The 10,787-nt window shown below is 44.2% G+C and carries 6 protein-coding genes; 1 reads left to right on the top strand and 5 read right to left on the bottom strand.

The genetic code is table 11. The features are described from left to right. A partial coding sequence (locus tag NA59_RS11750; protein ID WP_083945061.1) for an ATP-binding protein occupies positions 1-1,510 on the top strand: 1,510 nt, incomplete at its 5' end. A gap of 360 nt (positions 1,511-1,870) precedes the next feature. Here the strand turns inward: NA59_RS11750 and NA59_RS11745 are convergent. The 5 genes from NA59_RS11745 to NA59_RS11725 form a co-directional block, all read right to left on the bottom strand. Beyond that, positions 1,871-2,404 (bottom strand): Lcl C-terminal domain-containing protein, encoded by a 534-nt coding sequence (locus NA59_RS11745; protein ID WP_044412930.1) that lies wholly within the window; start codon positions 2,402-2,404, stop codon positions 1,871-1,873. Between the two features lie 67 nt (positions 2,405-2,471). Beyond that, positions 2,472-2,822, bottom strand: coding sequence for a four helix bundle protein (locus NA59_RS11740; protein WP_052501656.1), 351 nt, complete (start codon positions 2,820-2,822; stop codon positions 2,472-2,474). Positions 2,823-2,911: 89 nt separating this feature from the next. Beyond that, entirely contained in the window at positions 2,912-6,985 is a 4,074-nt protein-coding gene (locus NA59_RS11735; protein ID WP_044412924.1) for an Lcl C-terminal domain-containing protein, read from the bottom strand. 115 nt (positions 6,986-7,100) lie between these two features. Next, positions 7,101-9,236 carry an STT3 domain-containing protein gene (locus NA59_RS11730; protein ID WP_044412921.1) on the bottom strand — a complete coding sequence of 712 codons (2,136 nt, stop codon included), beginning with the start codon at positions 9,234-9,236 and terminating at the stop codon, positions 7,101-7,103. A gap of 166 nt (positions 9,237-9,402) precedes the next feature. Further along, on the bottom strand, positions 9,403-10,437 hold the full coding sequence (locus tag NA59_RS11725; RefSeq protein WP_157792616.1) for a hypothetical protein: 1,035 nt from the start codon (positions 10,435-10,437) through the stop codon (positions 9,403-9,405). Positions 10,438-10,787 lie beyond the last annotated feature (350 nt).

Below are 10,787 nucleotides of genomic sequence, written 5' to 3'. Positions count from 1 at the left end.
AACCTTTAGCAAAATACGTGAAGGCGACTACGTCTACATCGATAAGACGGGTATCGCGTTAGAACTGTTAGAAAATTATCAGTATGTCTTCTTAAGTCGACCTAGACGCTTTGGTAAGTCGTTGTTTCTGGATACTCTGCGCAATATTTTTGAAGCCAATAAATCCCTGTTTAGCGGTTTGGCGATAGAAAACCAATGGAATTGGGATGTTAGCTATCCGGTGATTCAAATTTCATTTGCTGAGTGGAAGATCAAATCGTTTAAAGACCTTGAGGATAAGTTTGAAGAGATATTTATCTACAATCAACAACGGCTAGGTATCACCTGTCAATTTGAGGCGCGTGATCGCCGCTGTTTCAGCGAACTCATTCGCAAAGCGCATGCAAAATACAACCAAAAAGTCGTGGTGCTGGTCGATGAATACGACAAACCGATTCTGGATAACATCACCAACACATCCCTTGCTCAAGAACTGCGTGATGGCTTGGTTAACTTTTACAGCGTGATTAAAGGCAGTGATGAGTTTTTACGTTTTGCGTTTTTAACCGGCGTGAGCAAGTTTACTAAAACGTCGATTTTTAGCGGACTGAACAACATCACCGACATCTCACTCGACAAACACTATGGCGATATCTGTGGTTACAGCCAACAGGATGTCGAAACCACCTTTGCACCTTATCTCGAAGGTGTGGACATGGATAAGCTCAAACAATGGTACAACGGTTACAATTTCTTGGGCAGTCAAATGTACAACCCGTTTGACATCCTCAAGTTTATTGCCAAGGATCATACCTATTCCAACTACTGGTTTGAAAGCGGCACGCCGACGTTTCTGATTGAGCTAATCAAAAAGCAATCCTACTTCTTGCCAAGCCTTGCCAACCTGCGGGTAGATGAAAAACTGCTCAATAGTTTTGACATTGAAAACCTCGATTTAGAAGTCATTCTCTATCAAAGCGGATATTTAACGATCGGAAACGTAACACAAGACGAAGACGATGATATTATTTACACGCTTGTTATACCCAATAAAGAAGTAAAAACCTCATTAAACAAGTACATTATCACCAGGCTCTACGAAGATAACAGCTTAAAAGCAAAACCTTTAAGTCGCGCTTTGAGAGAACAGAATCTTGAGAGTTTCAAACTTGCTTTGACCAGCATCTTCGCCAGCATTCCCTACAACAATTTCATCAAAAACGACATGCAAAACTATGAAGGCTTTTACGCCAGTGTTATCTATGTCTATTTACAAAGCTTGGGGCTGAATATTATCGGTGAAGATGTCACCCATAAAGGGCGAATCGATTTAACCATTAAAATGGACAACGCCATTTACATCCTCGAATTTAAGGTCGATGCGACAGACAAAACTAATGCTTTACAGCAAATAAAAGACAAAGGCTATGCGACCAAATATATCAATGAGCAAAAACCCATCTACTTGATAGGGATACACTTTAACTCGGGTGAAAAAAACCTATCTGAATTTGAGTGGGAGAAACGCTAAAAAACGGTCGTTCCGAGAGCGCAGCGACGTGGCAATCTCCAGCTAACTAGGAGCCTGTCGGACTAAGCCGGTCGAACCGAAAAATATATAGCATAAAGCAGTGCGCTGCCTGTGCCAAGCAGGAGGATGACCAGCAAGGCACTGAGACGTATTTCGTTTTGGTTATTGGATTTCATCGACGATAGTGATGGCCTGTAATCGCATAATATTGACATACAGGCCATCCATCAACGGCCTTTAGCTCGTACTAATACAATTTGTTTAGCTTCCCAATCAAATCAAAAAACGTGATTGTACCAAACCCAGCACCCCTCCCCCACATGCCAGTTTTCACTCAAAAAAGCCGCTGCGCGGCCAAAGTTACTGTCCGCTGCGCACGAGGCGCACAAGACCGTAGTCGTTGTAGCGAAGATTGTGGCCGTCGTTGCCATGATAGAAACGGACAACCCACGCAAAGGGACTACCGTCCGCATAGGGCGAGGCCGACCAATAAAAAAATGGTGGCGTGTTATGAAACACGGCGGTGTTGATAGCCGGTGAATAACACGCCAGCTCGGCAATAGACGCTAATTCTTTAACATTGGGTAAGCGCCAGTCAGTATGCCCAGCATACCCGGCCCCTGACTTCAAGGTTTGCGGAATTTCCAATGCGGCCTTCCAGTTATGACCTGATGCGGTACCGGAACAAGTGCCATCGTTTTGCCAGGCCTGCCCTTCAGAACACACTTTCCACATTAAACCGGTGGGGATATGGGTAACCGTACCGTTGTTATGCACAGTAAAATCGGATGTAGGTGTAGTTTTAGCTATGGCACTTGGACAGGTTTGTGCCTGGGCTAATGACACCTGCATGATACCCAGAAAGACCGCCGCCAGTAAATTTCGTCTAACCATTTGAAAAAACTCCTTTTTTTAAATTAAAAGTGAAAAGTGAAAAGTGAAAAATTTAATTCTTCACCTCTCACTTTTCACTTTTCACTTTTTTAGCTGTTTTTATGCTGCTTACTAGCATGGCGATGAGTTGAGTGACGCCTTTTATTAACGAATCGCTGGCTGATTTATTTAAGTAGTGGGTGCTATGTAGCAAAGCTAGCCAATAGCGTGTCTCGTTCGCCTCTTTAAGTGCAATGGAAAGCTTAGAAACAAAGTTCGCTTTGCTCTGTGCAAACTCACCCTCGGCGATCAAGGCACCTATTGCCGTTCCACTGCGCAACAGTTGCTTGGATAATACATACTCTTTATGTTGCGCGTGCAAAAACTTAACCGCATTAACAATACGCACAGCAAAAGCAAACGACTTATCCTGAAGCACCCCTCCCCCACTTTCCACCTTTAACTTTTCACTTCTGACTTCTCACTAATAATTTTTCATTTTTCACTTTAAGTTTTTAATTTTCAAACTTACTGTCCGCTGCGCACGAGGCGCACACGAGCGCCGCTGTAGCGATAATCGTCGTAGTCGTAGCCATTATTGAAAACGACACCCCACGCAAAGTTACTACCGCTCGCATAGGGCGAGGCCGACCAATACCAACTTGATCGTGTATTTGGGAAGACGCTTTGATCGATGGCTGGGTTAAATCGTCCATAGTTGACGATCGAACGCAGTTCGTCTCGGCTCGGTACGCGCCAATCATTAAAGCCGCAAAGGTTTTTGCTGTTACTGCCGTCCACAAGCGTGTCCCAGTCGTTATGGCGGGTTCCAAACTCGCCGGTTAGTAAGGCGGTTTTACCGCCCCAACGGTAGCGGTTGCTGGCATCGTGAATATCGCCTGAGCCTGCAGGGGTTTTGACTTCCCAGACTAGGCCGGTATGGTTGTCTTTGACACAGGCCCAAGGGGCTTCGGTATAATTACCGTTACCGGTATAGGTAGAGCCATCGGCATTAAGGCGCGTAAAGTCGAAGCCGGCATGGCCTTCACCTGTTTTGCTCAACCCTACAACGGCATCGCGTCCGTGGCTACAGTCCTGCTGACCAATGGTTTCACCGGTACAATCGCTGTTGTTGCCAGAGGGGTAGTTGCCTCCCCAGGTAATACCGGTGTCGTTGAGCTTGCGAGCGCCGGTGGTTTGGGTTGGCTGGGCTGTGACATTGATGGCAAAGCCTTGACCTATTAGCTCACCTTGTGACTGTGTTTTCACCTCCAGGGTAAGGGTTTCAGCCGTATCGTGACGACATTGCAAACGGAATTCGGTTGAGGATATCCGTTGTTTGTATTCGGATGGGCAGTCCGCACCTTGCAGGTGACCTGTTACGGCTTGTGGTAGATATTGCCCTGTGATGACAAATTCTTGCAGTTGAGCGCCTAGCGTCATACTGGTCGGGGTTACACTGGTCACTTGGGGTTGCAGTCTGTCTTCTTGCAATACATAATCAATCTCATAGTAAGCAAGACCGACAGCCAGACCAAGACTCTCTTGACCGTTCCAAATTGGATCTAAGGCAGTGGCTGTACGTAAGGAGTAGGTGCCTGCTTGCGGAATGTCCACCACGGCACAGGTTTGCACACCTTCGGCATCGATATAGGTTGTGCGTGTGACGCTATAGCCCATGTCTTGTCCAGTTCCATCTCTAAACCAGATTTTATGGTCACTATAGTCTGGGAAGAAGATGCTGTCGTAGTCCGCTAAACAAAATGCAAGACGGAATTCGGCCGGGCTGGTGACTATAAAATTATTCACATCGGTTTGATAGGTGATGTCCGATGCACTGTCCACGGTTTCAAAATGAATCTTTATTTGGTCTTTAGCAATAATTACTTCTTCAGTAAATCGAGGCTTGATGGGTAATGCCATTGCATCCGTTATTGTAATGGCTGGCTCTGTGGATAACAATTGGCCTTTTGCATCAAACCATCCTTCAAGCTTGTAACCGGTATTCCTCAGTGTTTCGTAGGTCGGTGCATTGTTCTGCGCACTCAATTCAGCCCGGTATACCCACATCCCCTGCTCTTTTTCATCATTCGGTACTAGGCATTCTTCAACAAGAATGGAGTTTGTTCCTAGTCCAAATGCTGTTTTTTGGTTATAGGTTCCGTAGGCTCTGACTGACAATACTTTTGGCCCAGGCTCTGTAAAATGAATAGTCAATGCATTTTCAGCGTCTTTTCTTTGCCAAAAAGCACCTGAAAGCCCCCAATCTAGCTGATTAAAGACAACATCATTTGTTATGTTGTGACGCCCCATCCAGCTATTGGAATATAAATCAAGCGTGATATCGTGTTCTTCCCCATTACAAATACTTACACTGGTGGTTTGCAGTTCGGCTTCAACTAGATTGACGGTAGCGGGCATCAATCTTTGAAGGTAGAATTGAGTGGATTGGTCAATTTGTGCCATGGTGTCAGTTACAATAAATTTGAACAGGTTTTGGTCAATAAACCTATCGGGAATGACTAAAAGTAAATCTTTCATAAATCCAGAGAGCGTGACCTCTCTATTGTTAGCACGTTGCCACATAACAGAGTAAATCGCGTCAGGATTATCCGCCCTTCCAAAAAGTTGTCCAAAATGTAAACTGGGCGAGTTTTTTCTTAACTCTTCGATGATTTTTTCAGAATCACCCGCCCGTCGATAATACATATCTAGGTATTCAATAGCCGCCGCATAGGTCATTACTGTTTCAGTGTTATATGAAAGCTTATTTGCCATATAAAAATTATTGGAAAGTTTGGCAATATCCGCCGCCAAGTCAACATAAAGAGTCGGGCCGCCAAATTTCTTTTCCCCTTGTATAGCTTCCGTTAAGAAGCCAACCATTTTTGATGCAATATTATCGGTTACAGCTGTAATAAGCTCATTTTGCAACTCATCTCCTGCAAGTTTACCACCATGCTTAACCACGGCCTTTGTCATTTCGGAGTAGTCGCCTATAGTCGACGCCATGACTGACTTAGTGAGATCTGTGGTTAAATCAATACTGAACACAGTATTTGGCTCTAAGATATCGGTATCTAATGCGGTATCGGAGATTAAAGCTACGCCCTTCACAGCCTCTGATACAAATGATATCACGGCGTTATTCATCGTCACTTCTGACTTATTAAGTATAAATAAATCAGATGTTTTATCAGGCGCATAATTGGCAGCGCTAAAGCCTAAATCAAACACACTTTTGACAAAATTTATGCTTTGCTCGTTTATTTTTCTTTGCAACTCGATTTGATCGACCTTGCCTGTGTAGCGTGAGGCTTCGATCTCCAATCCGCTTCGGCGACGTTGCCATAATCCATAGGCGAGCCTGTCAGAGACAGAGCGTTTAAATGCTTCTTCGTTTATTGCGGGTGAAAGGTGTTTGGCACCTGTAATCCATTGCCCAAGATCGGTATCTTGCATCATGGTTAAGCGTCGAGAGATCGTTGTGCGAGCACTGGCATCTTCCCGCTTAACTAGGTTTGAACCCGGTGCAAGTTGATTAAGGGTTTGACGCATTTCATCATCTGATGTTACGGCACCAATATTTTGTGAAGATGCTAAAACTCTAGCATTTTCGCGCACCTGCGGTGATATCGTTATTTTTGTTTTATCATCTGGATCACTGTCTAGACTTTGTAATATCTGTGATACACGCTCACCCTGTTCTTTGCTTAGGGTGGAGTTGTAGGGTGTAAGCAAGGGCTTGGCTTCGGTTTCCACTATCTTTAGTTTGCCGATATGGAGTGTCAGGTTATCTCCTGGAAAATAAGTGTAATCGCCTTCACTACCTGTTAGGCCCGTTATACATTCACGCGTGCCTTGTATTTGTGGACATGATGTATATTCAAGACCCTCTGTCGCTGAGTTCATAAAGTAGCCGATTTGCGTTTGAATTTGAGGGGGTACTTCACCATCCTGCCGCTGCACCCAAACTAGCGTTGGCGCGCCATTGGCGGTATCTATGTAGGCATCACGTGTTTGATCTTGGAATATGAGTGCGCGTTGGGTGTGGGCACTGAGGTTGAGTGTTATCTTATTTTGGTTGGGGTCGGTAAGGGTGAGTAATGTGCCTTGGGTGGTGATTTGGTATTGGTCGTAATCATAAGCTAAATTTATCTGCTCTTGGCTGCCGAGTAGGTGTAGGCGAACATGGGTCTGGGTTGTGTTGATTGTAATGGTTTTAAGTTCGGCATGCCCGTATATTTCTTGGGTAAAGTTGGCGGGTAATCCGTCGTCGTTGATTTGTATGTGCTGTAGTTGGTTTTTTAGCGCAAAGTAGGCTTGATTAGGGAGTCGGGTGATATTGGCACCTTGAATGATCGCATTCTGTAGTCCCCAGTAGTTGCTGTTGCTCCAATCGGTGTCGTTGCTGTTGCTCCAGTCGGTGTCGTTGCTGTTGCTCCAATCGGTGTCGTTGCTGTTTCTCCAGTCGGTGTCGTTGCTGTTTCTCCAGTCGGTGTCGTTGCTGTTACTCCAGTCGGTGTCAGATTGGGCATGGGTTGTAACAGATCCTAGGCCAAGAGCTAGGCTACAGGCTAATGAAATGATCTTTTTTTTCATGGAAGACACCTTTTCTTAAAATTTACATAATTATTTTGTAATGTTATCACTTTTTCTAGCATGACTGTAGTTTTTACCATAAATTATTTTAATGGTATTTAGACGGGTATTCTGACTAGCGTGCCTGTTGCTTGGCGGCGTCAATATCCGGATTGAATCGCAAAACCTTGGCCTGTGGATTCAATGCAATGGGCTCAAATAACGCGGTGTTGAAGCGTTCAAAAAAATACAGCTGTATCAACATAGAATGGAAGAAGGTTTCATTCATGATAAAAAATTGGCCTTGATGAATAATTACCGATACGCCTTGTGCATGGCCTAGTATTACGGTTCTACTTTGTGTGCTATGTGTTCGATATATGGTTTGAATCGGCACGCGTTGGCCACCGACTTGATATTCACGCCGCTTTTTATCTATCGCGCTGCCGTCTGTAAAGTAGATCATCGTGGGTGTTTCATTTTGTAGCTGAAGCCTAGCAAAAGCTCCTGTGTTTTTTGGCAGTCCGGATGTTAGGTCTATATCACTAAATTTTGCAATTGTATTGATGGCGCGTACCATTTGAAAAGGTAAAAATATAAACTTGTCCGGGGCTTGGTGGATGGTCGGCCAGTTGACATCCTTCTCAGCTAAGGCGTTGAGTAGCTTAGGCAAGTCAGGCTGCTCGGCAAGTGCTAAATTTATTGCCGGTTCACGCCCTTGGTGTTGGTGAAATAGGTTATAAAAATAGTGTCCAAGGTGGAAGGTTAAATAGGGGTTGTGTGTTAAAAACAGTTTCGAGACTATAAAGTTGTCTTGATGATGCTGGCCATTATCAATCAGTGTATTCAGCCCTGTGTAGTACCAGACAGGCCAACCATAATCCCACCAGGTGACCACGTAGCTGCCCTTGGCGGCTTGTGACTTGAGTGTGTGCAATGCTTCAATCTGCAAGGGTGTAAAAAACGGCTTTGCACTTTGGTTAATCGCCATGACTAGACTGATGCTGAGATACAGCGCCCAGCCCATTACCCCTAGCACACCAAGTTTAACCAGGCCTGGTCCATGGTAAAAAAGCTGGGCAGCTATATAACTCAAGCCGATAATCAGTAATGGCACCGCGTAGATGTGAAATCTTGCGCCAAATTGAAAGGCTAGGAGCCCAATGAATAAAGCCGGCAACAATATCAAGAAAACTGGGCGCTTATAAAACAACCATAGGACACCGATCAAGGAGGTTATAAAAATAATAGGATGGCCAGAGAGCAGTTTAGTTATAAAGGGATAGTCTCTAAACTTTGATTCGGATATGGTATTCATTGTGTAAGTAAACACATAATCCCCTGCCTGGTAAAATTCGGGGCGTGTTATGTATCGATCGAGGTAGTATCTTACAAGCTGAAGGTCAATGAGTAGCGCAATTCCTAAGGCTACTAAACCAGCCAAAACTCCCCATATTATGCGCTTGGGTGGCCGTTTGTTATGGGTGATATAGCTAAATCCCCTGTGTTTTAGGTATGCCCCCGTTTGTAAACTCGCATAGAGAATCGCTAACGCCACTAAACGGTATTCCCAGTCAAATGGCATTAAAACGATTAGCCACATCAGCCAGCTTGCATAACAAGGTGTGCGATTGCGAAAAAAGTCAATAATAATAAAAAACCCTACCAAGGCCAATGCAATGGGCCATGCCGAATGATACCAAGCTTGAAACAATAGTAGTGTGATGGCTATGGCGATACCTAGGTGCAAACTTGGACGTAAATGCTGGCGAATGAGTAGCCAGCCAATCAAGTATACGAAAAACACGTTTAATACATCTGTGTCGTAGTAACCTAGGTGGCTACGACTGTAGAAACCATATCCTATGCCGGCTAGCACGCCGGCTAGCATGGCAAAAAAAGGGGGCATTATGCTATAAGCGAGTCCCATTACCGGCAGTACGACGAGCGAGGCGAGAAGAGCCGGCAGAATAAACAAGGCCTGGTCGAGGTTAAGGGGTGAGTAGCTCACGACATAAAATAGTAGGGTTTCGATTAGATGGCGGTTAAAGGGATGCGGATGGGGTTCACCGGCTAGCAGGGTTTGCGCATAGTAGCCATATAAGGCGGCATCTGGGGTGTAAATCGAAATAAGTTCACCATCGAGGGTGAAGCTGGTTGTGGCATCAAGTTGTTGTAAAAACAACAGGCGCACCGCTATGACAAGCAGAAAAGCAAGAAAAGAAAGAAAAGCAAGGCTTAAAAAACGGTGAGACGATATTGGGTTAAACATGATTCACTCCAGACGTTTTGGCGTTTTGGCGTTTTGGCCTTGTGGGCTTAGGCGCAAAACCCGAAACATGGGATATTAAACTATGCAACCAGGCCTGGTTGCATAGTCGACAATCAGCATTGGTTTTCTGGAGCAAATCATGGTTTAAGTTTAAAACGAGAACCAGTTAAGCAATAACGATGTCACCAATGTTAAGCGCATTAAATGAGGCTAGATCGTAAATCATTGAACCGTTCGCTACGCCAACAAGTTCAATTTGACTCACAACGCCCTTATTGTTCATTGTGATAAACACATTATCATCGTTTGTAGAGCTAATACCGCCGTTATTAATTGCGGTTTCATCAACACCCTGCAGGGTGATTTGATCATCCGTGCCAAAGTTATTGATAACAACCCAGTTGCCTTGCTCAAAACTATCGATAAAGTTATAACTCGCATCACCTGCATCAATATATTTATGACTGGTAAAACTACCCTGCCCATCAAGGGTAAAATCGACAATAGTAATTTCTCGCGCTGGATCTACTTCATAAGCCACTACAACTGTGCTTGTGAAGTTGCCATCCCCAGCTACTACTACCGCTACAGTGGCTACATTACCCGCTTCATTGGTTACTGTGATGATAGTTGTACCCTCTGCTACAGAGGTGATGGTGATCCCGCTCTCCCCATCTGCTACGGTTGCGATTGCTTCATTATCAGATGCGACTGTTGCGACATTATTCAAGCCTAAATCAACATAGCTTACTACTGTCTCATTGGTGAAGCCATCGGTAATGATGGTGGTTGGGTCAATTGGGAAGCTAGCTTCTACTACTTCACCTGTAGTACCATCTACTTGAAGTTTAGTAACTTCACCATTTCCGATTTGGATATTTGGAGATTGACCAGCATTATTTACTGGTAGTGTAGCCATTACTTGACCATCTACTGTAACATTAATAACTGGCAAGCCATCTGCTACACCAAATGCATAACTATAGTCTAAGCCTGTTGGTAGTGACACTGTCATGTCTGGTGCTGCATTTACTAGAGATCGTGCAACCTCTGCTTGTGCTCCTGGTTGGAGTGTAATTGAGAGGTTATCGTATGTCTCCCCTCTTGCTGCGAAGAACTTTACTGCACCTAAGCCAGAGCTTGGGTCAATAATAAGTACCGAAACACTTCCGCTTAAATATATATCCGTAAATTTTTTCATTATTATCTTTCCTTGTTTGTAACTATTCAGCCACTACATGTGGTCCCAATAATGTATTTTTGACACTACCTGTTGTAAAAACATCTTCAAGAAAGCATCGAAAAATAGATTTTTTGGTGATGTTTTTTGATTGAAAAAACATAAGTCACTGTTTTCAATAGTTTATATTTCCAAGAAACGTGCTGAATAGTTACCCTTGTTTTTAGATTAAAGCCCAAGCTATCCAGGGCAAACGCATCTAAATAATAAAAAAATCATAACAATAGTCATGATTAACCTCGTTCCCACGCTGTGCGTGGGAATGCAGACCGATTTAACCTATGAAACAACGCTCAAACCCAAGTCCAAGG

This window comes from Thiomicrospira microaerophila (assembly GCF_000934765.1).
GTDB classification, from domain to species: Bacteria; Pseudomonadota; Gammaproteobacteria; order Thiomicrospirales; family Thiomicrospiraceae; genus Thiomicrospira; species Thiomicrospira microaerophila.
The sequence above is the reverse complement of the archived record's forward strand: the minus strand, read 5'-3'. Positions and strand labels throughout refer to the sequence as shown.